The organism is Stenotrophomonas sp., assembly GCF_059505245.1.
In genome coordinates, this window is sequence record NZ_JCACKF010000045.1 from 68,103 (window position 1) to 90,675 (window position 22,573).

General features: G+C 66.9%; 26 protein-coding genes, 1 pseudogene and 1 riboswitch. Of the genes and pseudogenes, 15 read left to right on the forward strand and 12 right to left on the reverse strand.

Features of this window, described 5'->3' with window-relative positions; all coding sequences use genetic code 11:
- Window positions 1-45: 45 nt before the first annotated feature.
- The 5 genes from AC5JLE_RS17925 to pnuC all read left to right on the forward strand — a co-directional run bounded on the left by AC5JLE_RS17925 (window position 46) and on the right by pnuC (window position 6,967).
- Window positions 46-2,034, forward strand: coding sequence for a peptidoglycan-binding protein (locus AC5JLE_RS17925; protein WP_032959398.1), 1,989 nt, complete (start codon window positions 46-48; stop codon window positions 2,032-2,034).
- Between the two features lie 247 nt (window positions 2,035-2,281).
- A complete protein-coding gene (locus tag AC5JLE_RS17930) occupies window positions 2,282-2,689 on the forward strand; it encodes a glycine zipper 2TM domain-containing protein (RefSeq protein WP_014645533.1) in 408 nt (135 codons plus the stop codon).
- A gap of 121 nt (window positions 2,690-2,810) precedes the next feature.
- Entirely contained in the window at window positions 2,811-3,935 is a 1,125-nt protein-coding gene (locus AC5JLE_RS17935; protein ID WP_100450879.1) for a phosphotransferase enzyme family protein, read from the forward strand.
- A 98-nt stretch (window positions 3,936-4,033) separates the two neighbouring features.
- Window positions 4,034-4,129, forward strand: a riboswitch (TPP riboswitch).
- 70 nt (window positions 4,130-4,199) lie between these two features.
- Entirely contained in the window at window positions 4,200-6,389 is a 2,190-nt protein-coding gene (locus tag AC5JLE_RS17940; RefSeq protein ID WP_164109116.1) for a TonB-dependent receptor, read from the forward strand.
- A gap of 8 nt (window positions 6,390-6,397) precedes the next feature.
- Entirely contained in the window at window positions 6,398-6,967 is a 570-nt protein-coding gene (gene pnuC / locus AC5JLE_RS17945; RefSeq protein ID WP_069118177.1) for a nicotinamide riboside transporter PnuC, read from the forward strand.
- 106 nt (window positions 6,968-7,073) lie between these two features.
- Here pnuC and AC5JLE_RS17950 read toward each other — a convergent pair whose 3' ends face one another.
- From AC5JLE_RS17950 to AC5JLE_RS17970, 5 genes are all read right to left on the reverse strand, one after another.
- Window positions 7,074-7,493, reverse strand: a complete 420-nt coding sequence (locus AC5JLE_RS17950) for a hypothetical protein (RefSeq protein WP_164109114.1) — start codon at window positions 7,491-7,493, stop codon at window positions 7,074-7,076.
- Window positions 7,494-7,579: 86 nt separating this feature from the next.
- Entirely contained in the window at window positions 7,580-8,554 is a 975-nt protein-coding gene (locus AC5JLE_RS17955; protein WP_049405218.1) for a Dyp-type peroxidase, read from the reverse strand.
- Between the two features lie 123 nt (window positions 8,555-8,677).
- Complete coding sequence (locus AC5JLE_RS17960; RefSeq protein WP_164109112.1) at window positions 8,678-9,046, reverse strand: VOC family protein; 369 nt, start codon at window positions 9,044-9,046, stop codon at window positions 8,678-8,680.
- A gap of 68 nt (window positions 9,047-9,114) precedes the next feature.
- Window positions 9,115-9,882, reverse strand: coding sequence for a helix-turn-helix transcriptional regulator (locus AC5JLE_RS17965; protein WP_164109110.1), 768 nt, complete (start codon window positions 9,880-9,882; stop codon window positions 9,115-9,117).
- A 125-nt stretch (window positions 9,883-10,007) separates the two neighbouring features.
- On the reverse strand, window positions 10,008-10,583 hold the full coding sequence (locus AC5JLE_RS17970; protein ID WP_005411880.1) for an OmpO family porin: 576 nt from the start codon (window positions 10,581-10,583) through the stop codon (window positions 10,008-10,010).
- A 161-nt stretch (window positions 10,584-10,744) separates the two neighbouring features.
- Between AC5JLE_RS17970 and AC5JLE_RS17975 the strand changes: the two genes are divergently transcribed.
- The 4 genes from AC5JLE_RS17975 (at window position 10,745) to AC5JLE_RS17990 (ending at window position 13,617) form a co-directional block, all read left to right on the forward strand.
- Complete coding sequence (locus tag AC5JLE_RS17975; RefSeq protein WP_239517580.1) at window positions 10,745-11,749, forward strand: DUF2268 domain-containing putative Zn-dependent protease; 1,005 nt, start codon at window positions 10,745-10,747, stop codon at window positions 11,747-11,749.
- A 211-nt stretch (window positions 11,750-11,960) separates the two neighbouring features.
- Entirely contained in the window at window positions 11,961-12,233 is a 273-nt protein-coding gene (locus tag AC5JLE_RS17980; protein ID WP_010487149.1) for a hypothetical protein, read from the forward strand.
- 167 nt (window positions 12,234-12,400) lie between these two features.
- The gene (locus AC5JLE_RS17985) at window positions 12,401-13,087 is read left to right on the forward strand and encodes a L,D-transpeptidase (protein ID WP_014645514.1); all 687 of its coding nucleotides are present in this window, start codon (window positions 12,401-12,403) and stop codon (window positions 13,085-13,087) included.
- A gap of 197 nt (window positions 13,088-13,284) precedes the next feature.
- The gene (locus AC5JLE_RS17990) at window positions 13,285-13,617 is read left to right on the forward strand and encodes a hypothetical protein (RefSeq protein ID WP_239517579.1); all 333 of its coding nucleotides are present in this window, start codon (window positions 13,285-13,287) and stop codon (window positions 13,615-13,617) included.
- Between the two features lie 28 nt (window positions 13,618-13,645).
- On the opposite strand, the gene arsH is transcribed toward AC5JLE_RS17990, so the two are convergent.
- Window positions 13,646-14,374 carry an arsenical resistance protein ArsH gene (arsH, locus tag AC5JLE_RS17995; RefSeq protein ID WP_164109108.1) on the reverse strand — a complete coding sequence of 243 codons (729 nt, stop codon included), beginning with the start codon at window positions 14,372-14,374 and terminating at the stop codon, window positions 13,646-13,648.
- A gap of 17 nt (window positions 14,375-14,391) precedes the next feature.
- On the opposite strand from arsH, the gene AC5JLE_RS18000 reads away from it, so the two are divergent.
- From AC5JLE_RS18000 to AC5JLE_RS18015, 4 genes are all read left to right on the forward strand, one after another.
- Window positions 14,392-14,721, forward strand: coding sequence for an ArsR/SmtB family transcription factor (locus AC5JLE_RS18000; protein ID WP_164109106.1), 330 nt, complete (start codon window positions 14,392-14,394; stop codon window positions 14,719-14,721).
- A gap of 37 nt (window positions 14,722-14,758) precedes the next feature.
- On the forward strand, window positions 14,759-15,262 hold the full coding sequence (locus AC5JLE_RS18005; RefSeq protein WP_111206057.1) for an arsenate reductase ArsC: 504 nt from the start codon (window positions 14,759-14,761) through the stop codon (window positions 15,260-15,262).
- 13 nt (window positions 15,263-15,275) lie between these two features.
- Window positions 15,276-16,307, forward strand: a complete 1,032-nt coding sequence (gene arsB / locus AC5JLE_RS18010; RefSeq protein ID WP_164109105.1) for an ACR3 family arsenite efflux transporter — start codon at window positions 15,276-15,278, stop codon at window positions 16,305-16,307.
- Window positions 16,308-16,794: 487 nt separating this feature from the next.
- Complete coding sequence (locus AC5JLE_RS18015; RefSeq protein ID WP_075076523.1) at window positions 16,795-17,169, forward strand: hypothetical protein; 375 nt, start codon at window positions 16,795-16,797, stop codon at window positions 17,167-17,169.
- Window positions 17,170-17,229: 60 nt separating this feature from the next.
- On the opposite strand, the gene AC5JLE_RS18020 is transcribed toward AC5JLE_RS18015, so the two are convergent.
- Window positions 17,230-17,895 carry an Ivy family c-type lysozyme inhibitor gene (locus tag AC5JLE_RS18020; RefSeq protein WP_164109103.1) on the reverse strand — a complete coding sequence of 222 codons (666 nt, stop codon included), beginning with the start codon at window positions 17,893-17,895 and terminating at the stop codon, window positions 17,230-17,232.
- Window positions 17,896-18,030: 135 nt separating this feature from the next.
- On the opposite strand from AC5JLE_RS18020, the pseudogene AC5JLE_RS18025 reads away from it, so the two are divergent.
- Window positions 18,031-18,486, forward strand: a pseudogene (locus AC5JLE_RS18025) (YybH family protein).
- Between the two features lie 124 nt (window positions 18,487-18,610).
- Here AC5JLE_RS18025 and AC5JLE_RS18030 read toward each other — a convergent pair.
- The 5 genes from AC5JLE_RS18030 to AC5JLE_RS18050 all read right to left on the reverse strand — a co-directional run bounded on the left by AC5JLE_RS18030 (window position 18,611) and on the right by AC5JLE_RS18050 (window position 21,695).
- On the reverse strand, window positions 18,611-19,636 hold the full coding sequence (locus AC5JLE_RS18030) for an NAD(P)H-dependent glycerol-3-phosphate dehydrogenase (RefSeq protein ID WP_005420929.1): 1,026 nt from the start codon (window positions 19,634-19,636) through the stop codon (window positions 18,611-18,613).
- Window positions 19,637-19,656: 20 nt separating this feature from the next.
- A complete protein-coding gene (gene secB, locus AC5JLE_RS18035) occupies window positions 19,657-20,175 on the reverse strand; it encodes a protein-export chaperone SecB (protein ID WP_005407596.1) in 519 nt (172 codons plus the stop codon).
- 99 nt (window positions 20,176-20,274) lie between these two features.
- Window positions 20,275-20,712, reverse strand: a complete 438-nt coding sequence (locus AC5JLE_RS18040) for a rhodanese-like domain-containing protein (protein WP_014645505.1) — start codon at window positions 20,710-20,712, stop codon at window positions 20,275-20,277.
- Between the two features lie 57 nt (window positions 20,713-20,769).
- Window positions 20,770-21,195 (reverse strand): hypothetical protein, encoded by a 426-nt coding sequence (locus tag AC5JLE_RS18045; protein WP_049441732.1) that lies wholly within the window; start codon window positions 21,193-21,195, stop codon window positions 20,770-20,772.
- A gap of 32 nt (window positions 21,196-21,227) precedes the next feature.
- Window positions 21,228-21,695, reverse strand: a complete 468-nt coding sequence (locus AC5JLE_RS18050) for a YiiD C-terminal domain-containing protein (RefSeq protein WP_005407593.1) — start codon at window positions 21,693-21,695, stop codon at window positions 21,228-21,230.
- A 35-nt stretch (window positions 21,696-21,730) separates the two neighbouring features.
- On the opposite strand from AC5JLE_RS18050, the gene AC5JLE_RS18055 reads away from it, so the two are divergent.
- Window positions 21,731-22,540: a uroporphyrinogen-III synthase gene (locus AC5JLE_RS18055; RefSeq protein ID WP_496065515.1), complete on the forward strand. Its 810-nt coding sequence runs from the start codon at window positions 21,731-21,733 to the stop codon at window positions 22,538-22,540.
- The last annotated feature ends 33 nt before the right edge of the window (window positions 22,541-22,573 follow it).

A 22,573-nucleotide genomic window follows, 5' to 3' on the forward strand; every position in this document is an offset into this window, starting at 1 on the left:
GCGATTCGCGGCATCGGCCGCTCCATCAACCCCGAGGAAAACGTCATGGCACAGCATGACTACAGCAAAAAGGAAGTCCTGGACATCGTCGAGCAGGTCGCTCGGCAGAAGGGCATTCCGGTCGATGACTTCATGCGCTTCGCGCACATCGAGACCGGCGGCACGTTCAACGAACGCGCCCACAATACGTCGACCGGGGCCAAGGGCCTGTTCCAGTTCGTGCCCGGTTCGGCGCGCCAGTACCACCTGACCGGCCACGAGTTCGATCCGACCCGCAACACCGAAGCCGCCGCGCAGATGTACCAGGACAACCTGGGCTCGATGGCGCGCCGCAATGAGCGCACCGGCCACCCGTACCTGTCCGGCGGCGACACGCCGACCGGCCTGGACCTGTACCTGGCCCACCAGCAGGGCAGCGCCGGCTATGGCTCGGTGCAGACCGCGATCGCCACCGGCACCTTCGGCGTGGTCCGCAACGGCCATGGCGAAGAGATCAACATGCGCCGCAACGTGCTCAACCAGATCGGGTCCGATGCCAAGGCGCTGACCGGCCACACCCTGGCCGAAATGCGTGGCATGAACGACGGCGACCTGGCGCGGACCTTCTCCAGCTACTACATCCACAAGTACGCAGCGATCAGCATCCCGGAAAAGCACATCACGCCGCAGACCGTGGCACCGGGCCAGGCCCAGGCTCCAGGCACACCTGCGCAGACCGCCGCAGTGGGCGCCGCTGCGGCCACGCTGGCGGCGACCGCAACGGCTCCTGCTGCGCCGAAGCCGGGCATCGAACTGCACGCCGCGTACGACGCTGGCGTGAAGTACGACGATGTGAAGTACGCCATCAACATCCCGGGCCACGCGCTGTACGTGCCGGGCAAGACCGGCAAGAACGTGGACCAGGGCTACATCGATTGCTCCGGCTGGGTCGGCACCCTGCAGAACCGGACCATGGACGAGATCAACCAGAAGGCCGGGCACGCTGTCTTCAGCAAGGCCGACCGCATCGACCTGGGCAACCTCGGTTCCGGCGGCATCGTGCACAAGGCCGTCGAACAGTCCGGCGTGCTGCTCGAGCGCGACGCCATCCTCAAGCCCGGTGCGCTGAAGGAAGGCATGGTCATCGGCCTGGATACGGCCAGGACCCGCCACGAGCACTGGAATGGCATCGACCACATCGTGATGGTGGTGCGCGACCCGAATACCGACAAGCTGCTGATCAGCCAGTCCACCGGCAGCAAGGGCGTGCACACCATGCCGGTGGAGGATTACCTCAAGCAGGTGAAGGACCACCCGCACTGGAAGCTGTTCGCGTCGGACCCGTTGTCCAAGGCGCGCGACCTGCTGGAAAGCCGCACCCAATCGCATGAGCAGACCCAGGGCAAGCCTGCGGCCGAACACAAGGCCGCTGCCGCCCCGCACGCCGAGCTGTACAAGCCGGGCGCGCACAGCGAGGGCGTGCGCAAGGTGCAGGAGCAGCTGGGCCACCTCGGCTATGCCGGGGCCGACGGCAAGCCGCTGGCCGAGGACGGCCGCTTCGGGCGCAATACCGAAGCGGCGGTACGCCAGCTGCAGAAGGACAACGGGCTGGTTGCCGACGGCATCGTCGGTGCAAAGACGCTGGATGCGATCAAGGAGGCCCGCGAGCGCCCGCTGCTGAACGACGAGCGGCACCCGCGCAATCCGATGTACCTGCAGGCCACCGAAGGCCTGGAGCGGATGCCGGCGGGCACCTTCAAGGACCGCCACGCGCTGGAAAGCGCCGCAGCGGCCCTGACCAGGGAGGCGCATGCCGCCGGCCTGCAGCGCATCGACGCGGTGGTGCCCAGCCCGAACGGTGAGCGCCTGTTCGCCGTGCAGGGCACGGTCGGTGACCCGGCGGCCAGCCGCGTTGCGGTGGAAACCCGCACCGCCAGCGAGCAGAGCATGGCGCTCAGCAGCGGCGCGGTGCAGGGCGCGCCGAACGTGCTGCACCAGCAGCAGGACGCGCAGCAGGAACAGACCCGCCAGGCGCAGAAGGCCATGGGCGTCTGAGCCCGCAGCGCCTTGCAGACCGGGAGGGGCCGCGCCATGCGCGGCCCTTTCCCTTTCTGCCAGCTGAGCGGTAAAAGCCACTTTCAGCCTTGCTTCATGCCGCCTGCCGCTAGATGAATGCGCAAGCCGCCCGGTAGGCCAGGCAATGTTCCGGCAATGTTGGAACGCCAGCGTGGTCTCCACGGCAGCCGGGGCGCCCCGCGCCCTCCCTGCCCAGCGTGGCATGCACCTCACAGGAGAACCGAACATGCTCAGTACTTCCACACTCAGCTTCCGTGGTCTGGCGATGGCCCTGGCACTGGTTGCCGGTGTCGCCGTGGTCAGCGATGCCAGCGCGATGTCGAGGAAGGACAAGCGCACCCTGGTCGGCGCCGTGGTCGGTGGCGTGGCCGGCAACCTGCTGTCCAACGGCGACCCTGCGGCCACCGTCGGCGGTGCCGTGGCCGGCGGCGCGATCGGCAACCTGACCACCTCCGACCGCCGCGACCGCCGTTACTACGACAATCGCCGTTACGACGACCGCTACGATCGCCGTTACGACCGTGGCTACTACCGCAGTGGCTACTACGACCGTGGCGATGACCGCCGCTGGCAGCGTGAGCGCTACTACGACAACCGCTACTACCACGACCGCGGCCGCCATCGCGGCTGGTAAGCAGCGCCGACATACCGATGACGCGGAGACGGGCGGGTCGATGACCCGCCCGTTTGCGTTGGCCACGCGCATGGCGTTGAATGCGCAGCCTTGGATGTGACTTTCCCGATCGGACTGTGGCATGACGTCTTCCTCCCACCGCGTGCAGGGCCTCAACAACGACGAGGTCGCTGCCGACTGGCCACCGATCAGCGCGGCGGACATCGCGTGGCTGAGTACGCGTTACCCGCAGCTGGGCGGGCACAGCCAACCGCGCTGGCACAGCCCGCGGCCGCTGTCTGCCGCCGCCATCGTCGACGACACGCGCGGCGCGGTGTTCATCAAGCGCCACCACCACAGCGTGCGCAGCGCGGCCTGTCTGGAAGAAGAACACCACTTCATCGCCCATCTCGCCGCCGCCGGCGTGCCAGTGGTGCAGGTGCTGCCGGCCACCGATGGCCACACTGCGGTCGAACACGGCGAATGGACGTTTGAACTGCACGATGTCGGCGTGGGCGACGACCTGTATCGCGACGCGGTGTCGTGGTCGCTGTTGACCGATGTCGCGCAGGCCCGCGAGGCAGGGCGCACGCTCGCACAGCTGCACCGTGCCGCCGCCAGCTACCACGCGCCCCAGCGCAGCACCCATCTGCTGGTGGCGCGCGACGACCTGATCCGTGCCGACGATCCGATCGCCGCCATCAAGGCAGGACTGGATGAACGTCCCGGGCTGGCACGCTATCTCGCGCGCATTCCATGGGAAGCACAGCTGCAGCGCGACGTGCTGCCGTGGCACGCCGGCCTGGCCGAGCGCCTGCGCGCCGAGCCCCGGCTGTGGGCGCACAACGACTGGCATGTCTCCAACCTGCTGTGGCGCAACGGCGAGGTCAGCACCGTGCTGGATTTCGGCCTGGCGTCGCCCACCAGCGCGCTGTTCGACCTCGCCACCGCGATCGAGCGCAACGCAGTGGCGTGGCTGGAACTGGAGCGCGGCATGGAGGCAGTGCGCATCGATATCGCGCTGGCCCTGCTCGACGGCTACCGCGAGGTGCTGCCGTTGTCGGCGGCACGCGTGCACCTGCTGGCCGACCTGCTGCCAATGGTCCATTTCGACTTCGCACTGTCCGAAGTGGAGTACTTCGAAGGTGTCACCCGCTCAGCCGCGAATGCCGACGTGGCCTGGCAGCCCTTCATGCTGGGCCATCCGGCGTGGTTCCACAGCGCGCCGGGACGGGCACTGCTGCAGGCCCTGCACGCCGTCGCGTGATCCGGTTGACGCAGCGTTGGGGTCAGATCCCTTTCCGCAGGAAAGGGATCTGACCCCGGCTGGCGCTCGCAAATCCGTACCATTTGTAGTGAAATGGTCACCTGAAGCGGGGGTGCCTGGATCTGCCAGGCTGAGAGAGTCCCTTGGAACCTGATCCGGTTTGCACCGGCGTAGGGAGCTTTGAGCCGCAGCCACACCCCCATCATGGGCCGGTGCACCTGCGCGCCGTCGCTTCGTCTCCCTTGTTGTCCGAAGACGAACCGAATGAACCGCTGCCTGCGCCCCACCCTGCTCTCACTCGCCCTCTGCGCCGCGCTGCCGCTGCATGCCAGCGAGGCCGAGGCCACCACCGATGCGGCTGCCACTGGTGCCGAACGCTCGCCGACCGAACTGGCGGCGGTGCGCGTGGAGGCCGGCAAGCCGAAGGCCGATACTTCGCGCGTGAATGCCTTCGGCGGCGGTTCGTGGAAGGACACGCCGGCTTCGGTGAACGTGCTCGAGCGCGACTATCTCGAACGTCGCCAGGTACGTTCGCTGTCCGAGCTGGCCAGCAACGATGCCTCGCTGGGTGATGCGTATGCACCTGTGGGCTACTACCAGAACATCGCCATCCGCGGCTTCGCGCTGGACGCCGCCACCGGCTACCGCTTCAACGGGCTGTCCATCGCCGGCGAGCAACGCCTGGCGCTGGAGAACGTGCAGTCAGTCGAGATCCTCAAGGGTGAAGCCGGCCTGGCGGCAGGGGTGATGGCGCCGGGCGGGATCATCAACTACATCGGCAAGCGCCCGGCTGAAGTACGCACCGCCACGCTCGGCACCGATTCGGAAGGCTCACGCTACGTCGCCGTCGATGTCGGCCACTGGATCACCCCGCGTTTCGGCCTGCGCCTGAATGCCGCATGGGACTCCAGCAATTCCTACGTCGCGCACGCCGATGGCCGCCGCAACTTCTACTCGCTGGCCGCCGACTGGCTGATCGGCGAGCGCGGCAAGCTGGAAGTAGATGCCAACTACCAGACCAGCTCGCAGCGCTCGGTGTCCGGCTACCAGCTGCTGGGCGCGCGTGACCTGCCGCGCGGTGTCGACCGCGAGCACCTGCTCGGCTACCAGCCGTGGCAGCGCCCGGTGGATATCGCCAGCACCAACATCACCGCGCTGCATACCTACGACTTCAACGATGCCTGGCAGTCGCGCGTCTCGGTCGGCCACAGCCGCTCGGTGATCGATGACAACGTCGCCTTCGCCTACGGTTGCTACTACGCCGTGCAGTGCGCCGATGGCAGCGTGCCAGGCAACTACTTCGCACCCAACGGCGACTACGATGTCTACGACTACCGCAGCCCGGACGACACCCGCCGCAACCAGCAGGCCCGTGCCGAGCTGCGTGGCCGCTTCGAGACCGGCAGCGTCGGCCATCAGCTGACCCTCGGTGCCGACTACTTCCGCCGCACCGTGGACAAGCGCCCGAGCGTCAACGAGTACGTCGGCACCAGCAACATCCACGACCCGCAGGTGCCCGTGTTCGAGCCGTCGCCGAAGATGCCCGGCCCCTCCGCACGACGCCTGGACAGCCGCCAGACCGCGTTCTTCGCGCTGGACCGGATGAGCTTTGGCGATGACTGGCAGTGGTTGGCCGGTGGCCGCTTCGTGCGCTTGGACGAGCGTGCCTACGACAAGCGTGGCGTTCCGCAGCGGCACAGCCGCCTGTCGCGGTTCCTACCGCAGACCGCGGTGGTGTGGAAGGCCACCGATCAGCTCAACGCCTATGCCAGCTACGTGCGCGGCATTTCGCTGGGCCAGGAAGCGCCGTTCTGGACCAGCAATGCCGACACTTTCCTGCCGTCGGTGCAGTCGCGGCAGCTGGAAGCAGGCGTGAAGTACGTGCCGGTCGAGGCGCTGACGCTGGGTGCAGCGGTGTTCCGCATCTCGCAGCCCTACCAGTACGCCAGGCCCGACAGCAGCGACGTCGGCTACACCTTCGTCGAGGATGGCACGCAGACCCACACCGGCCTGGAGCTGACCGCCAACGGCCAGCTGACGGACGCACTGCAGATCGTGGCCAGCGCCAGCGTGCTGCAGGCGCGCGCGCGCGACACCGGCACGCCGGCCTATGAAGGCCATCAGCTGGTGAACGTGCCGAAGGTACGCGCCAGCGTGCACGTGGCCTACGCGCTGCCGTTCGTGCAGGGCCTGGACGTGACCGGTGGCTGGCGCTATGCCGGTGCCAACGTGGCACGCGCCGATGGTGGCGTGCGCGCGCCGGACTACTCGGTGTTCGATGCCGGCCTGCGCTTCCAGCATCGCCTGCACGAACGCGCGGTGACCTGGAACCTGTCGGTGGACAACGTATTCAACCGCTTCTACTGGCGCGATACCGGCAGCAGCGGCGGTGACTACTACCTGTTCCCCGGTGCACCGCGACAGGCCCGCCTGTCGGTGACGTTCGCGCTGTGAGCGGCGTGATGCTGGAGTGGACCGCCGCGCTGTGCAGCATCCTCGGCGTCTGGCTGATGGCCCGGCGCCGGCTGGCAGCGTGGCCGGTGGGCCTGCTGTCGGTGGCGCTGTATGGCCTGGTGTTCGCCGAGGCCAAGCTGTACTCGGACACCCTGCTGCAGGTCGCCTTCGGTGGCTTCCTGGTCTATGGCTGGCTCAACTGGCGGCAGCACGCCGCCGATGAGGGCAGCATCCGCATCGTGCCACTGGCACGCGGCACCCTGCTGCGCGACCTGGCCATCGGCCTGTGCGGTGGCGTGGTGCTGGGTGCAGCCATGCACAGCTTCACCGACGCTGCCCTGCCGTGGTTGGATGCGCTGCTGACCGGTCTGAGCCTGGTCGGGCAATGGTGGCAGGCCCGCCGCCACGTGGCCTGCTGGTGGGTGTGGATCGCAGTGGACGTGGTCTATGTGGGTGCGTACCTGTTCAAGTCGCTGCACGTGACCGCCGCGCTGTACGTGTTCTTTCTCGGCCTGGCCGTGTTCGGCCTGCGCGCATGGAGCGCCGCCGCGCGTGAACCGCAGGTGGCAACGCGGTAGCGCCACGCCATGCGCGGCCGGGCTACCGGTAGTCGCCAACCTGGGTTGGTGCGCGCCTGCCGACCAAGGTCGGCATCTACCCACCACATCCACGCATGGCGCGGATCTACTTCGGCTCCAGCAACAGGCCCAGGCGCAGCGGTTGGCGCATGTCGGCCGGCGGTGCCGCCTGCAACGGCGCGGCCTGCAGCGTCGCGCGCAGGTCGGCGTCGACCTGGGCATCGCCCAGGCTGTCGAATTCCAGTTTCGAAATACGGCCATCCGCCGCGATCCACACGCTCACCGGAAGCGGTGCCGGTGTGTCAGGGTGCGCCTGCAACCACGCCAGCACACGCTGCGCCTGCGGGTCCTGTTCCTGCTGCAGGCGCTGCTGCAGCTGGCCACCCACGGCGGCGGCGTAGGCCATCCAGTGCGCAGGGGCTTCCTGCGCGGAAACGCTGGCACTCCCCAGTGCCAACGCGCCGAACACCGCAGCCAGACGCCGCCACCAGCGGCGCATGCCGGTCCTGTTCCCTGCCATGGCCATCGCCTGCCTGCTGCACTCCCATCCAGCGCGCCATGGTCGGCGCCCTAGATGACAGGCAGATGGCGGCCGGCGATGGCCCGGCGCGATCACTCGCCCAGGTCGGCCAGCACCTTGCGCGAGGGTGCGAAGAAGGTCACGCCGGTGGTGGCGGTGGAGAAGTCGAGGATGCGGTCGTGCAGCGGTGCAGGATTACCGATGAACATGCGCTCGAGCATCTTCTCGATCACCCACAGGCGGCGCGTGTAGCCGATGAAGTAGGTGCCGTACTCGCCGCGGCCAGGGTTGGCGAACGGCATGTTGTCGCGCAGGATCTCGTGCTCGCCGTCGGCATCCTCGATGGTGCATAGCGTCTTGTGCGATTTCTGCGCATCGGCCGGCGCGTCGTCCAGCTCGATGTTGTCGTGCTTGGTGCGGCCGATGATCGCCTCCTGCGCCTCGGTCTTCTGCGCGCGCCACGCATCGAGGTTGTGCAGGTACTTCTGCACCACCACGTAACTGCCGCCGGCATGCTCCGGGTCCTCGTCACCCACGATCGTGGCTTCCGGCAGCGACAGCCCCTCCGGGTTGGCGGTGCCATCGACGAAGTCGAGCAGGTCGCGGCCATCGAAATAGCGGAAGCCGGCCACGTCATCGACCGCTTCGACCGCATCACCGAAGGCCATCAGCAGGTTGCGCTCGAACGCCACGATCAGGTCCATGGTGCGTGCGCGGATGTGGTACAGCAGATCACCGGGCGTGGACACGGCGGTGTGGGTCGCGCCCTTGATCTCGCGGAACGGCTTCAGCTCGCGTGGCGGCGTGGAGCCTACCAGCGGCTGCCACACGCGATGGCCAATGGCAACGTTGCAGGTGAAGGTGCGCTCGATCTCGCGGATGGCGGTGTTCTTGATCAGATCGTCGGTACTGGCCAGCACCTCGCGCGCCTTGGCGATCGACGCCTCGTCATCCTTCACCTTCAGCACCAGGAACGCCGCCGAATGGGTGAGCGGCGCGGTGATCTGCTGCGGCTCGTTGTCGAGCGTGTGGTTGACGGCGGTGATCGGTGCGGGCTGGGAGTTCACGGCGGTTCCTGCTGGCTTGAGGCGGACGCATCGCGTGTGGCGATGTGCGGGCGATCATAGCGGAACCGCCTGACCGGGGACGGAGCGGTTCTCGTTCCGTCCACCAGCGAAGGTACGAAGACCTCAGTCCACATCACTCCAGACCGCCAGTTCGTAGCCATCCAGATCGCGGAAGTGGAAGCGGCGGCCCCCGGGGAAGGCGAACACCGCCTGCACCACTTCGCCACCGGCGGCGACCACGCGCTGCCGTGCGTCGGCCAGGTCCGCGCAGTACAGGATCACCAGCGGTCCTCCGTGAGCACGCAACGGCGCGTCAGACACGAAGCCGCCCTTCAGCCGGCCATCGTCGAACTCGGTATAGGCCGGGCCATAGTCGGTGAACTGCCAGCCGAACACCTCGCCGTAGAAGCGTTTGCTGCGGGCGATGTCGGCGACGTTGAATTCGATGTTGTCGATGCGGCGTTCGGCTTCGTGGGTAGCTTCGTGGCTCATGAGGTTGCTCCGTGATTGGAACCCCAGCTTCGGTCAGCGCGGCACGGCGGTCTTGAACAAAACGGCCATCATTGTCCCCACTCCAGGCGCAGCTCGCTGGCGGTCATGCCAGCCAGCTCGCGCGCCTCGCGGCTGAGATGGGCCTGGTCGGCATAGCCGGCATCAGCGGCCAGCATCGCCAACGAATGCTGTGGCAGCGCGCGACTCTGGCGCAGGAAACGTTGCAGCCGCAGGATCCGCTCCAGCGTCTTGGCGCCGTAGCCGAACTGCGACTGGCTGAAACGCCGCAGGCTGCGCGGGCTCAGGCCCAACTGCGCCGCCAGCGTATCCAGCGTGGCATTACCCGCGGCGAGCGCCTGAAACAGGACATGGGCGCGCTGCGCCGGCGTATCGAGCGCGGCCGCACCCATGTGCTGTTGCAGGCAATGCGCCATCCGCTGCAGGCGCTGCACAGGCGCGGTGTCGCCGATGGAGGCCGCCGCCTTGTTCGCCCACGCGCCCTTCAGATCAGCCAGTGGCACGGCCTGGCCGATGATCCCGGCCAGCGGCAGGCCCAGCGCGGCCAATGCCTGGCCGGGGCGGAAGCGTGCGCCCAGCACCTGCGCACCGGGTGCCAGCGCCGGGTGCGCGGCCACACGGTCCGGGCCGACGACGAACAGCGCACCGTCGCGCCAGAGGATATCCACGCAGCCATCGGGCAATACGGTGATGTGCCCATCGGCATCGGCAGGGAGCTGGCTCTGCCACAGCTGGCCGAAGCGGCCACGCAGCGGCGCAGGCGTCAGATGTTCCTGGTAGGTCGTGCCGGTGCCTGCAAGAGAGAAAGGGTCGCCCATGCCGCATTGTGGCGCCACGGGGCCCATAAAAGTGAAGCCCGGCGCGAGGCCGGGCTTCGGTTGGCGTGTGGGAGAGAGAGAGAGAGTCACACGCCAGCACAACACGCACTAACGACAGGCGTTTGTTACCAGGTGAAGCGCGGGCCCACGAACCACTCGCGGTCGCCGGCCTTGGCCAGCTTCACTTCGCCACTCAGGCCCCAGTTCTGGTTGAACTTGGCGGTGGCGCCGACGCGGCCGTAGAACTCGCCGTCCGGGTTGATGCCGTGCTTCTTGGTGTAGTCCTCGTAGCCGGCCATCACGTAGCCTTCCACGTACGGGTTGAACGCGGTGCGCACGCCGACTTCGGTCGAGTAGCCGTTGAAGTCCAGGCCATGCTTCATGTCGAACTTCTGGTACGCAACGCGGGCCACCAGGTCGGTGTTCGGTGCGATGCCGTAGTTGTAGCCGGCGCCGATGCGCCACTGGTCGACGTCATTCTTGAACTTGTCGGTCTCCTGCGCGCTGTAGTCGCCGAAGATGTGGAAGTTCGGGTGCACCGCCACGGAACCCTTCACCTTCCAGCCATCGGCGTCGCCGCCCTTGGCATCGGTGTTCACGTAGCCGCCTTCAACGTAGTTGTACGACAGGCCGTCGGTTGCCGATGCGGCGAACGGCAGGGCAGCCAGAAGACCCAGGGCGAGCAGCGAATTCTTGTTCATCGGGACACACCTTTAATTATTTTGGTTTCGTCGGCCGCCTCCCGGGAGGGGGAGAGAGAGGAGGCGGTCGACAGGTGTGAATTATCCGTTAGGGGGTCTAATCAACCCTGAATATTGAACTGACTGGTGTATAAATAAGGCTGGCGTTCAGGGAACTCCACATGCCGCACGCGTCCGTCGCATCACTGCTGTTTCCGCCCCATGCGCGCCGCGCGGTGCGGGTGCTGCTGCTCGTCGCCCTGCCGATGATGCAGCTGCCAGCCAACGCGGCCGAGCGCGCCCAACCTTCTGCACGCATCGTGGTACAGACAGACGATGTCACGCGTTTCTTCAGCGTGCTGGATGGCACTGGCGGAAAACCAAGTGCCGAAGACCTGCAGCGCGGCTATCTGGACATCGGCACGGAGGCGTTGCGCAGCTTCACCGGCAGCCGCATCGGTTCAATGGAGCGTTTGGCCAGGGCCATCCAGGACAAGCCGGCGTTGTTCGCCAGGGCGCGGGCCTGTGCAGCGGCATTGCCGGCGATCCGCGCGCGGGTTGCCGACGCACTCGATCGGTTGGGCACGCTGCTCCCCACTGCACGTTTTCCTCCGGTCACCGTGCTGGTCGGGCGGGGCAACAGCGGCGGCGTCACCACCGAAGATGGTGTGGTGATCGGTCTGGAAGCACTGTGCAACGCCGACTGGATGCAGCCTGACGTCGGCGATCGTTTCGTGCACCTGATCGCCCATGAGTACGTGCACGTGCAACAGCCCGGTGCGAGCGTCGATGTCGCGCAGCCCACCCTGCTCTATCAGACGTTGCTTGAAGGCGGCGCCGAGTACGTGGGTGAACTGATCTCGGGGCAACCGGCCAACGCGCATCTGCGTCGCTGGGCCCAGGGCCGCGAATGTGCGCTGGAGCGCGCGTTCGTACAGGACAGCGGGGGCACCGATCTTTCGAAGTGGCTGTACGACGGCCCCGGCGATGAAGCACGACGTGGAGATCTCGGATACTGGGTCGGCTACCGCATCGCGCGCAGCTATGTTTCCCGCGCGCCAGACAGGACCAGGGCCATCGCCACGCTGCTGGATGTGCGGCCCGACACCGCCGCGACCGTGTTCGAGGCGAGTGGATGGACGCCTGCCTGCACTGCTGCCAAAGGCGTGGAAACGCACGTGCTGTGAGAGCCGCTTCATACTGATGAATTGGCGACCTTGAACAGGCACAAGGCACGCCGCCGACGTAGATCAGCTCGCCTGATTCCGCTTGTTAATGTTGGGTCAGGGGCCGGCTTCACAGTGCTTCCACGTATTCAAATTCCAGCTGAAAGCGCTTGGTAGCGGCGGGAACAAACGCCGCTATATTCCAGCTTCCCCAGACGAAGGAGGGAGTGCAATGAACCTGAACCCGCAACACATGAAGACGGCCCGCGCACTTGCTGTGGCTCTCATCGCCACCGTAAGCCTTGGCGCCTGCGCGTCATACAAGAACGAGTTTGCAACCATCAACTCGCGTCTCGATCAGCTCGACGTCAAGGTGCAGGGCGCTGCGCAGAGCGCGGAGTCCGCCAACCAGTCCGCACAGCAGGCCAATCAGCGCCTGGACCAGATCGAAGGTCGCGTGCAGCAGCTTGAAAGGGCACCTGCCGGCCGCAAGCCGCGCGGGTAATCGCTCCCTCACCGTTTTGAATTGATCCACCTCTGTATCGGGTGCATCGGGACCCAGTGGCCTTCACCGGCCACTGGCATCCTTCCACCCACGATTGCATTGCAAGGAGCCGTCCCATTCGTACTTCCCCCTCCCCTGCACGCCGCGCCCTCCATGCCTCCCTGGCCATGGCACTGGCCGTTGCGTGCAGCGGCGTAGCCAACGCCAGGGACAAGGACGCACCTGCACCATCGGTCGCCGCCGTTGATGAACTTCCGCCCGACCAGAGCGTGTCCGAGACAGTGATCGAGCTGGCCGGCTGGGTGGTCGCCAGCAAAGACAACCAGGGCTATCCGTTTGCGGTCATGGACAAGGCGGCGGCGCAGGTTCTGGTCTTCGGCGGCGACGGCAAGCTGCGCGGCGCAGCACCGGCGTTGTTCGGTTCGGCGATCGGCGATCACTCCGCACCGGGCGTCGCCAAGCTCGCACTGAGCGCGATTCCCGGCCACGACCGCACCACGCCTGCCGGCCGCTTCATTGGCGGTTACGGCCCGTCCGACGATGCCGGACGCGTGCTGTGGGTGGACTACGATTCCGCAGTCTCGATGCACCCGCTGCCGCCGGGCAGCCCGAAGGAAAAGCGCGCCGAGCGGTTGGCATCGCCCTCGCCGGACGACAACCGCGTCACCCACGGCTGCATCAATGTCTCGCCCGCGTTCTACGAGCAGATCGTGCAGTCCACGTTCGAGAAGGGCGGTGTGTTCTACATCCTGCCGGACAAGGATTCGATCGCGAAGACGTTCCCGGAGTTCGCGCAGAGCCGTGCCGTCACAGATGGCAACCAAAAGAAGACCGCACAGCACGCTGGCGAGTAGTGCGTTTGTGCGTCCGCCCTGGGCGTTGTGGGCACATGCCCGGGCCATGCCCGCCCGCCGGGCGGCTGCGATGCACAGTCTGCTCATGGAGAGTCGCCTGCGTGTGAGGCGTGGTGCCCCCGAGGCCCGGCACGCTGGCATACTGCGCCCGTAGACGATCCTGCGAGGCAATGTCTGCCTCGTCCATGAGGCCGCCGGTGGACCCACTCTTCCAGTTTCTGCTGAGCACGATGGGAGGCGTATTCGTCTTCCTGTTCTTCGTGGCGCGCGACTACCTGCGTGGCTTGGGGTGGCTGCTCGGTTCCTGGGATCCGAACATGGGGCGCGCGACCGAAGATGCGCTCATTTCGAAGGCCAATCGCAGCGCCTTGCTGATTGCGGCGGTGCTTCTGGCGTGGGCCTTCATGGGCCCTTCTCCCTACCGCCGCAACTGGGAAATCGAAGTAATGGGCATCGGCACCGGCATGTTGCTGGCCTATGTGGTGATCATCCGCCTTGCAGCTTCAAGGGTGAAGAGGCTGCTTGGGTGAGCGTGCCTCACATCGGCACCAATGAGGCTCAGGAAGCCGTAGCCTCTGCAGCCCGCGCCAATGCCGCGGCGTGCGCGTCGCCCTTCCGCTCGCTGTAACGGTCTACCAGGTAGTCCGACCGGCCCCGCGTCAGCAGCGTGAACTTCACCAGCTCTTCCATCACATCCACCACCCGATCGTAGTACGGCGAGGGCTTCATCCGGCCGTCGTCATCGAATTCCTGCCAGGCCTTGGCCACCGACGACTGGTTGGGGATGGTCAGCATGCGCATCCAACGACCAAGCACGCGCAACGCGTTGACCGTGTTGAACGACTGCGAGCCGCCGCTCACCTGCATCACCGCCAGCGTCCTGCCCTGCGTGGGCCGCACGCTGCCATCTTCCAGCGGCAACCAGTCGATCTGGTTCTTGAACACGCCGGTGACCGTGCCATGCCGCTCGGGGCTGACCCATACCTGGCCTTCCGACCACTGCGACCATTCGCGCAGTCGCTGCACTTCAGGGTGGTGCGGGTCCACGCTGTCCAGCATCGGCAGCGCATGCGGGTCGAACACCCGGGTTTCGCACCCCAGATGGCGCAGCAGTCGCTCGGCTTCCAGCGCCAGCTTGCGGCTGAACGGCTGGGGCCGCAGCGAGCCGTAGAGCAGGAGGATGCGCGGCGGCCCCAGATCTGCCGCGGCGAGCTGGTGATGATTGGGCTGGGGCAATGACGATTCCACCAGGTTGGGCAGGTCCAGGCTTGTGATTGGCTCATTCATTCGATTATTCTAGAAATATGGAAACATCGAATGCAATCTCCGCCCTGACCGCCCTCGGTCATGCCACCCGCCTGGCTGCCTTCCGCCTGCTGGTGGAGGCCGGCCCGGCAGGGCGCATGGCGGGCGACATCGCTACGGCCCTGCAGGTGCCCCCAGCCACGCTCAGCTTCCACCTGAAGGAGCTGGTGCAGGCCGGGCTGGTGGAGAGCGAGAACCAGGGCCGCAACGTCTGCTATCGGGCCAACTTCGATGCCATGAACGGCTTGATCGAGTACCTCACGCACAACTGTTGCGCGTGCTCACCCAGCAACCAGTGCGTCCCCGCCGAACCCGCCTGCAAGTGCTGATACCGCACACGACCCACCCCATCGAAGCGATTGCCACATGACCCGCAATGTCCTGTTCCTCTGCACCGGCAACAGCGCGCGCAGCGTGCTGGCTGAAGCCACCCTGCGCGCCTGGGACAGCGATCGCTTCAGGGCATTCAGTGCGGGCAGCCAGCCCACCGGCCAGGTCAATCCGTTCGCGCTGGCACAACTGCATGCCGAAGGAATGCCCGTTGAAGGGCTGCGCAGCAAATCATGGGACGAGTTCGTGGATGCAGCGCCCATGGACCTGGTCATCACCGTGTGTGATGCGGCCGCTGCCGAAGCTTGCCCAGTGGTGTTCGGTGACTTCATCCGCAGCCATTGGGGCCTGCCCGATCCGGCCGCCGTGGCAGGCAGCGATGCCGACAAGGCCGCAGCCTTCGCGCTGGCCCATGCCATCGTGAAAACCCGCCTGCGTGCGCTGCTCGCACTGCCCGAATCGGTGTGGTCCGAACGCGAAGCGCTGCAGCACGCGCTGGACCGGATCGGCCAGCTGTTGCCGACCGACGGCGCGCAGTGACGGTGCCACTGCCATGAGTCTGTTCGAGCGACACCTGACGCTGTGGGTTGTGCTGTGCATTGCGATGGGCACGCTGCTGGGCCACGTCCTGCCCGGTGCCTTCGCGGTGCTGGCGTCCGCCGAAGTGGCCAAGGTCAATCTGCCGGTTGCGGTGCTGATCTGGCTGATGATCATCCCGATGCTGCTGAAGGTCGACTTCCGCGCGATGCGCCAGTTGCAGCAACACTGGAAGGGCATCGGGGTAACACTGTTCATCAACTGGGCCGTGAAGCCGTTCTCGATGGCGCTGCTGGGCTGGCTGTTCCTGCGCCATGCCTTCGCCGACTGGTTGCCCGCAGCACAGATCGACAGCCACATCGCCGGGCTGATCCTGCTGGCAGCCGCACCCTGCACCGCCATGGTGTTCGTGTGGAGCAACCTGTGCCGCGGTGATGCCAACTTCACCCTGAGCCAGGTGGCGTTGAACGACGCGATCATGGTGGTTGCCTACGCGCCGGTGGTTGCACTGCTGCTCGGCCTGTCAGCGATCACCGTACCGTGGGATACGCTGTTGCTGTCCGTTGGTCTCTACATCGTGGTGCCGGTGCTGGCTGCTGCACTGCTGCGGCACTGGATCCTTTTGCGCAGCGGCGAGGCGGGCCTGCAACTCACGCTTCGAAGGTTGGGGCCGCTGTCCCTGTCCGCGCTGCTGCTGACGCTGGTGGTGCTGTTCGGGTTCCAGGGCCAGCAGATCGTGAAGCAACCGCTGGTAATCGCGCTGATTGCCGTGCCGATCCTGATCCAGGTCTATTTCACCTCGGGCCTGGCCTACCTGCTCAACCGTCGGCTGGGCGTGGCACATTGCGTGGCCGGCCCGTCAGCGCTTATTGGTGCCAGCAACTTCTTCGAACTGGCGGTGGCGACTGCGGTGGGACTGTTCGGCGTGCATTCCGGGGCGGCGCTGGCGACGGTGGTGGGCGTGCTGATCGAGGTGCCGGTCATGCTGTCCGTGGTGCGGATCGTCAACCGTACTCAGGCCTGGTACGAAAGACCCCAAGAGCGCTGACAACCAGAGTGGGGCGAGTTCGATTTACGTTCTTCGCTCCGCACTGTCGTCATCGGCTTGGTGGGGTACCCATATCCCTGTCATCAAGTTCGAACCATGTCGCATATTCCCCACGCTGCCACGGACGTTGCGGCACCTGCGTCCGCGACGGCTTAACAGCATGCAAGAATGCTGAAAGCGTCTTCGATCAAACGCTGTTTGCAACTCGTCTGATTGGCGTTGCGCAGCGACAGCGGTACAGATGGCGGGCCACCGGAAAATCGGTGGCCGGGCCTCGAAAACCCGTTAGATCACGAACGTTGTTTGCGCTTGCCAGCCGGCGTCACCCCGCGTGGCGCCGGCTGGCATTCCGTCTGCCGGCTATGGCGGGCGGAGCGTGGAGGCCTTGCGCCTGCCGGTCTTGTTCGTGATCTCCCGGTTTTCGAGCCACGTCTCCGCCCGCCACCTTTGTGTGGCGGCTACCGTCTGTCCTGCACGGAGCACTGCCATGACCACACCGGACTTCCCTCGCCTGCATCCGCATCGCTCATCCGCCACTGGCGGTGGGCCGCCAGAGCACGCGGCTGCGACCGATCCGAACGCCTTCATCGCCACGCTTCGCCGCATCGGCAAAGGCGCGGCCGCCGACGGCCAGCCCTGGCCGGAGCGTCACCAGATGCCGGGCCGCTGCATGGCGCTGGCCGATGCGGACTGTGCGTTGGCAAGCCAGCGCGTGACGCTGGAACTGCTGCTGGCGGCCGAACGCGTACGCCAGAACGGCGCGGAGGCCGAGTACGTGGGCGACCGGGTGATGGAAGGGCTGATCATGGCGTGCCTGGCCATGAACGCACAGGCCAGCGCGCGTATGCGGCCGGAAGGGTGACGCGGGCGACAACGCCCGCGATTCCGCCGGGTATGATTCGGCGCTGCGGAGCGCGCCACATCACTCGCAGAGTGCGCTGTCTTCCTTCAACGCGGCATCCTGCAGTGGCTGGCGCTGTTCGATCTGCGCACGTTGTTCCGCCGTCGGCTCGCCCAGCCACCAGACACGGCAGCGCGCGGTAAGACGGCCGACCATCTTCGACTGGTCGGCCGAATACAGCATCGTCAATGCGGTGCCGGGGCAGTCGTGGGCCTGGCAGGCGGTATAGAACCACCACGGCTCGCCCTGCAGCACCAGCAGCTCACCAGGACCGCTGGGCCCGCTCAACAGGCGTTCGCGCAGCGATGGAATCTCCCTGTCGGCGGATTCGGCTGCGGCTGTGTCCTTCATCAGGGCGTTGAACGCGGCCAGCACCTTCGGGTCCTTGCGGCCGCAGTCGTCCACGGTATTGCCGCCCACCAGGGTGAAGAAATGCGTCGCCAGCGGGTTGTCCGCGCAGGTGAGTTCGCCGCCGGCACTCGGGTCTTCCGGTTCGCCTTCGTTGTCCCACACCGAGGGATCCACGCCATCTTCGATGGATGGCGCCTTCTCGCCCACCGTTGCCGTGGCCGCAGGTGCTTCTGTGGCCGGTGCTGGTGCGGCTGGTGCTGCATCGGGTGCCGGTGCCTGCCCGCAGGCGGCCAGCAATGCGACCGTCAGTGCTATCCCTGTGATTCGAATCTTCATTCCCCGTCCTTGTCTGATCTGCGCTGCATCCACCAAATCGGCGGCCGCGTGATTCTAACCAGCACCGTGCCAGGATGCGTTCGTAGCGTCCCGTCATCGCCTGGAGCCGGACGCATGCGCCGTACACGACTCGCCATGATCTTCTGCAGTGCCCTGCGGCTGGCATCGCCGGCAATTGCCCACGATGCAGAAGGCGCGAAGCCTGCACGGCCTCTCCCGGGCGCAGCCCTGCCCGCACCGCTGGAGCGCGTACTACGCGATTAGGAGCGGGCGTGGCGCTCGGCTGATGCCAAGGCATTGGCTGCGCTGTTTGCCGAGGATGGTCTTGTACTGCAGAGCGACCAGCCGCCGGTGCGCGGGCGTACTGCGATCGAGGCCGCGTATGCCGGCCAGGGCGGCAGTCCGTTGCGGCTGCGGGCGTTGGCTCACTCGGTGGAGGGCAACACGGGCTACATCATTGGTGCGTATCGCTACGGCAGCAACGAGGGGGACACCGGCAAGTTCACGCTGACCCTGAAGCGCGTGGGCGACGGGCCGTGGTTGATCTTCTCGGACATGGACAACACCAGCGCGCCGCCACGGGCGCGGTGATTGCCGCCGTCGGGCGCCAACCAAGGTTGGCAGCTACCAGAAGCGGGTTCGGCAGTAGATCCACGCCATGCGTGGATGGCTCGCGCACATAAAAAACCCCGGCACGTGGCCGGGGTTTTTCGATTCACTTGAACAGCGTGTCCGGGTATTCCGGTTTCTGTTCCCGCGCCAGCAGTGCGCGCAGGCCTTCTTCCGGGGTCTGCTCGCCGTGCAGCACGGCACGCACGCCGTCGGAGATCGGCAGGTCGATGCCATGGCGGCGTGCCTGTCGCATCACTTCGTCGGCGGTCTGCACCGACTCGACCACCTGGCCGATTTCGCGCACGGCATCCTGCAGCGTCTGGCCACGGCCCAGGGCCAGGCCCAGGCGACGGTTGCGCGACAGATCGCCGGTGCAGGTCAGCACCAGATCGCCCAGGCCGGCCAGGCCCATCAGCGTTTCCGGCTTGGCGCCGATCGCCGCAGCCAGGCGCAGCATTTCATTGAGACCGCGGGTGATCAGGCCGGCACGGGCGTTGAGGCCCAGCTGCATGCCATCGGCCACGCCGGTGGCCACCGCCAGCACGTTCTTCATCGCACCGCCCAGCTCGGCACCGACCATGTCGTCGCCGGTGTAGGCGCGGAACGCCGGGCCATGCATCGCCTCGGCCACCGTCTGCGCGAACTCGGGCACGTCGCCGTGCACGGTGATCGCGGTGGGCAGGCCCTGGGTTACTTCCTTGGCGAACGATGGCCCGGTGACGACGGCCAGCGGCACGTCCTCGCCCAGCACTTCGCGCGCCACTTCATGCAGGAAACGGCCCGAACCGGGTTCGAAGCCCTTGGTGGCCCAGGCCACGCCGGCACCGGCCGGACGCAGCGGCGCCAGCGCACGCACGGTTTCACCGAAGGCATGCGACGGGGTCACCACCAGGATCCAGGCCGCGCCTTCCACCGCCGACGCCAGGTCGGTGGTGGCACGCAGGCTGTCCGGCAGCGGGATGCCCGGCAGGTAGCGCGGGTTCTCGTGGCGCTGGTCGATGGCCTCGACCACGGCAGCGTCGCGCCCCCACAGCACGGTCGGATGACCGTGCCGTGCGAGCAGGCTGGCCAGCGCGGTTCCCCAGGAACCGGCGCCCAGCACGGCGATCTTGTCAGCGGGAGTGCTCATCCGTGACGTCGCGGCAGGAATCAGGCGTTGCCAGCCGGCTCGGAGTCAGCCAGCGACGGTGCGTCGCCCTGCTCCTGGCGCTGGCGCAGGGTTTCCGCGTACAGGCCTTCGAAGTTGATCGGCTGCAGGAAGAACGGCGGGAAGCCGCCGGCCTGGATCAGGTCGCTGATCAGCTGGCGCACGTACGGGAACAGGATGTTCGGGCACTGGGTGCCAAGCAGCACGTCGATCGACTGCGGGTCCAGGCCGACCAGGCCGAACACGCCGGCCTGCTTCACTTCGGCCACGTAGGCGGTGCGCTCACCGGCCTGGCAGGTCAGGGTCACGGCCAGCACGACTTCGAAGGCGTTCTCACCCAGGCGCTGCACCTGCTGGTTCAGGTTCAGCTGCAGCTCCGGCTGCACCTGGTCATTGAAGATGGTCGGGGCGTTCGGCGACTCGAAGGAGACGTCCTTGACGTAGATCTTCTCGACGGTGAAAGCGGGGCCGGTGGCGGCATCGACCGGCGCAGCAGCGCCGTTGGTGATCTCTTCGGACATTTCCAGTAACTCCAATGAATGCAATGAAAACGATGGTCGAATTACTGCGATGGGGGCGGGATCAGGCCCATACAAGGCCGGATCCGCCACCTGCGGCAATCAGTTGCGGCCCTTGACCAGCGGCAGCTCGGCCTGCTGCCAGGCGGGAATGCCGCCGTCGAGCACGTAGACCTTCTCGAAGCCGGCCTTCTTCAGCGCCTTGGCGGCGGTTTCCGAGGCGTTGCCGCTGCGGCACACCAGCACCACCGGCGACTGCTTGGCGTTGGCCACCAGCTTGTGGTCCGGGCCGAAGGCACTGGCCTGGGCGTTGCGGCTGCCGGCAATGTGGCCCTTCTCGAAGTCACCGCTGGCCGACAGGTCGACCACCACCGTGCCGCCCGCGTTGATCAGCTGGGTCAGTTCGGCGGGCTTGATGCCCTTGAAGCCCCGGAACAGGCGGCGGATCTCGGTGACGATGATGGCCACGGTCAGGCCGACCAGGGCCGCGGACAGCATCGGGTTTCGGCCTGCAAAGGCCAGCAACTCTTCGTAATTCACTCAGGTCACGGGTCGATTAAGCGGGCGCCGATTGTCGCACAAGCCGGACGCGGCCCGTCACTGCCCCTTCCACAGGTCCGGCAGGCCGGCGGTCTGCCACCAGCGCTTGGCTTCCGGGTCCCAGCGCCAGCGCTCGACCACGACCACCGTGCGCTCGGCCTGGGTGTTCTGGTTGATCACCCCGATTTCGACCCGGCGCTCGACCAGTCCCCCGTCCAGTGAGGCACTGCCGCGCTCGCGGTAGGACGACACGCGCAGCTGCGCGTAACGGTTGAGCTCGAACTCGGTGGGCGGCTTTTCCTTGCGCAGCTTGGGGTCGAGGTAGCCGATGGCATCGTCCATGCTGCCCCAGCGGATGGTCGCCCCGTAGGCGATCTGGGTCTCTTCCAGCAGCTTGCGCTGCTTGCGGCTGAGGTCGTCGGCCGAGGCCACGGCACTGGCCAGCAGCAGGGAACAGATCAGGAACTGGATCAGGCGGCGCATCGGTGGTTTCCCCAGAACGTCAGCCTGCCATCCTACCCTTTGGCGAAGGCAACGAAGCGACCGCTGAATTCGGCGGCGGGCTTGCCATCGGCGCCGGGCTGGGTGGCGATGATGCTGATGCGGGCCTTGCGGCGCTGCCGGAAGGTGTTCAGGAAGGCATCCCAGCCGGTGGCCTCGGCCGCTTCGGCGTGGGCGTGCAGGTCTTCGTAGACCGGGGCCAGGTAGCGCAGGTTGCTGTCGGCCACGTAGACCTCGGCATCGTGGCCGGCCAGGCGCAGGCGCAGGCTGACCAGCGCCCAGCCGGACAGGGTCAGCACCGAGGCCAGGCTGCCACCGAAGGCGTTGCCCTTGTCGTTGACGTTGGCGGCCAGCGGCGCGGTGATGCGCAGCACGCCATCGGCATAGCCGTCGAGCTGGATCTGCATGGCGCGCACCGCCGGCATGCAGTCCAGCACGTCCTGCAGGGCGGCCAACGAGGAAGTCAGGGCATCAACGGACATCGGAGCAGCGACCACGACAACGAAGGGCCCGCATAATGCAGGCAATGGCCGACCATACGATACCCACTGGCGCCACCCGTTCCGGCGCGCGCTGGACCCTGATCTCGCTGCGCCCGCGGGGCCAGAATGTGGCGCTGCGCCGCGCCGTTGCTGGGCTGGGCGGGGATGTCCTGGCCCTGGCGCCCTGGCGCCTGCAGCGCCTGCACGGCACGCCTGTGGTGCGTCAGCTGCAACGCGCGCTGAACTGCGATCGGGTGGTGTTCACCAGCCCGGCCGCCGTGACCGCGGCCGCCACCCTGCTGCCGCTGGCCGAGGCGCAGCGCAGCCCGTGGCTGACCGTCGGCGAAGGCACCGCGCGCGCATTGCGGGCACACGGCATCACCGAGGTGCATGCGCCGCAGCGGATGGACAGTGAAGGCCTGCTGGCGCTGCCGGTGCTGGCTGACGTACAGGGCCTGCGCATCGGCCTGGTGACCGCGCCCGGCGGGCGTGGCCTGATTGCCGCGCGGCTGCAGGCGGCCGGCGCCACAATCGAACGTGCCGACATCTACCAGCGTCGCCTGCTGCACCTGCCGCCCCGTGCGCTGGCCCGATTGGCGCATTCAGCGCAGCCGTGGATGCTGGCGGTGAGCAGTGGCGAAGCGCTGCAGCATTTCTGGCAGCAGCTTCCGCCGCCCTTGCAGCAGCGCCTGCAGGCGCACGCGACTGCTGTGGTGGCCAGTGATCGCCTCGGCGAACAGGCCCGGGCACTGGGCCTGCAGCATGTCGTGCGCGCGGCAGGCCCCACCACCGCGCAGCTGGTGGCGGCCGCACACGCCACGCTCACCGTCCCGGCAGCGACCTGAACAGGGACGTGGGTCACGCTTGCCGCTGTCGTC

What these genes read in the sequence shown, in the direction of transcription:
- AC5JLE_RS17985 (WP_014645514.1), top strand. Translation starts at nt 12,401, where the DNA reads ATGGCACTGGCCGTTGCGTGCAGCGGCGTAGCCAACGCCAGGGACAAG.
- AC5JLE_RS18055 (WP_496065515.1), top strand. Translation starts at nt 21,731, where the DNA reads ATGCAGGCAATGGCCGACCATACGATACCCACTGGCGCCACCCGTTCC.
- AC5JLE_RS17930 (WP_014645533.1), top strand. Translation starts at nt 2,282, where the DNA reads ATGCTCAGTACTTCCACACTCAGCTTCCGTGGTCTGGCGATGGCCCTG.
- AC5JLE_RS18005 (WP_111206057.1), top strand. Translation starts at nt 14,759, where the DNA reads ATGACCCGCAATGTCCTGTTCCTCTGCACCGGCAACAGCGCGCGCAGC.
- AC5JLE_RS18015 (WP_075076523.1), top strand. Translation starts at nt 16,795, where the DNA reads ATGACCACACCGGACTTCCCTCGCCTGCATCCGCATCGCTCATCCGCC.
- pnuC (WP_069118177.1), top strand. Translation starts at nt 6,398, where the DNA reads ATGCTGGAGTGGACCGCCGCGCTGTGCAGCATCCTCGGCGTCTGGCTG.
- AC5JLE_RS17925 (WP_032959398.1), top strand. Translation starts at nt 46, where the DNA reads ATGGCACAGCATGACTACAGCAAAAAGGAAGTCCTGGACATCGTCGAG.
- AC5JLE_RS17935 (WP_100450879.1), top strand. Translation starts at nt 2,811, where the DNA reads ATGACGTCTTCCTCCCACCGCGTGCAGGGCCTCAACAACGACGAGGTC.
- AC5JLE_RS17975 (WP_239517580.1), top strand. Translation starts at nt 10,745, where the DNA reads ATGCCGCACGCGTCCGTCGCATCACTGCTGTTTCCGCCCCATGCGCGC.
- AC5JLE_RS17960 (WP_164109112.1), bottom strand. Translation starts at nt 9,046, where the DNA reads ATGAGCCACGAAGCTACCCACGAAGCCGAACGCCGCATCGACAACATC.
- AC5JLE_RS18045 (WP_049441732.1), bottom strand. Translation starts at nt 21,195, where the DNA reads ATGCGCCGCCTGATCCAGTTCCTGATCTGTTCCCTGCTGCTGGCCAGT.
- arsH (WP_164109108.1), bottom strand. Translation starts at nt 14,374, where the DNA reads ATGAATGAGCCAATCACAAGCCTGGACCTGCCCAACCTGGTGGAATCG.
- arsB (WP_164109105.1), top strand. Translation starts at nt 15,276, where the DNA reads ATGAGTCTGTTCGAGCGACACCTGACGCTGTGGGTTGTGCTGTGCATT.
- secB (WP_005407596.1), bottom strand. Translation starts at nt 20,175, where the DNA reads ATGTCCGAAGAGATCACCAACGGCGCTGCTGCGCCGGTCGATGCCGCC.
- AC5JLE_RS17950 (WP_164109114.1), bottom strand. Translation starts at nt 7,493, where the DNA reads ATGGCCATGGCAGGGAACAGGACCGGCATGCGCCGCTGGTGGCGGCGT.
- AC5JLE_RS18030 (WP_005420929.1), bottom strand. Translation starts at nt 19,636, where the DNA reads ATGAGCACTCCCGCTGACAAGATCGCCGTGCTGGGCGCCGGTTCCTGG.
- AC5JLE_RS17965 (WP_164109110.1), bottom strand. Translation starts at nt 9,882, where the DNA reads ATGGGCGACCCTTTCTCTCTTGCAGGCACCGGCACGACCTACCAGGAA.
- AC5JLE_RS17940 (WP_164109116.1), top strand. Translation starts at nt 4,200, where the DNA reads ATGAACCGCTGCCTGCGCCCCACCCTGCTCTCACTCGCCCTCTGCGCC.
- AC5JLE_RS17970 (WP_005411880.1), bottom strand. Translation starts at nt 10,583, where the DNA reads ATGAACAAGAATTCGCTGCTCGCCCTGGGTCTTCTGGCTGCCCTGCCG.
- AC5JLE_RS17980 (WP_010487149.1), top strand. Translation starts at nt 11,961, where the DNA reads ATGAACCTGAACCCGCAACACATGAAGACGGCCCGCGCACTTGCTGTG.
- AC5JLE_RS18050 (WP_005407593.1), bottom strand. Translation starts at nt 21,695, where the DNA reads ATGTCCGTTGATGCCCTGACTTCCTCGTTGGCCGCCCTGCAGGACGTG.
- AC5JLE_RS18020 (WP_164109103.1), bottom strand. Translation starts at nt 17,895, where the DNA reads ATGAAGATTCGAATCACAGGGATAGCACTGACGGTCGCATTGCTGGCC.
- AC5JLE_RS18000 (WP_164109106.1), top strand. Translation starts at nt 14,392, where the DNA reads ATGGAAACATCGAATGCAATCTCCGCCCTGACCGCCCTCGGTCATGCC.